We start from the raw sequence: 387 nt of genomic DNA on the forward strand, positions 1-387 counted from the left end.
CCTCAGACGGCCGCGTGAAGCCAGATCCCGACCGACCAGACGCTGCTCTCGTCGCCTTCGATCGGGCCTTGCGCCCACGCACGAAGTTCACGGACGCGAGGAGCACTTTCGAAAAGCGCCAGCGGACAATCGCCCTCTCCGTAGAAATGGAGATCAGGGCCGGCGCGGGTCGCCTCGGCCGCGTCCGACATGGCGGCGACGGCCTCCACACAGGCGTTCAGCGGCTGATCCAGCCTGAGCCCGACCCAGCCGTGCGCGCCTTCGAAATGGGCTTCGACCTCGCTGACCATCGGATGGTCGCGCCAGTAGCCGACGTCGTGCGGCCAAGCTCCGAAGACCAGATCGTACATCGGAGCGCTCATGCAGGCGGCTGCCCTACAGCCCGGC

The 387-nt window shown here is 67.4% G+C and carries 1 protein-coding gene; it reads right to left on the reverse strand.

Annotated features, from left to right (window positions below; genetic code table 11):
- Positions 1 to 2: 2 nt before the first annotated feature.
- The gene (locus AB4Y92_RS26365; protein WP_441822310.1) at positions 3 to 350 is read right to left on the reverse strand and encodes a hypothetical protein; all 348 of its coding nucleotides are present in this window, start codon (positions 348 to 350) and stop codon (positions 3 to 5) included.
- Between the last annotated feature and the right edge of the window lie 37 nt (positions 351 to 387).

Origin of the sequence: Lysobacter sp. TAB13, from assembly GCF_052113885.1 — a bacterium.
Taxonomy (GTDB): domain Bacteria; phylum Pseudomonadota; class Gammaproteobacteria; order Xanthomonadales; family Xanthomonadaceae; genus Lysobacter; species Lysobacter gummosus.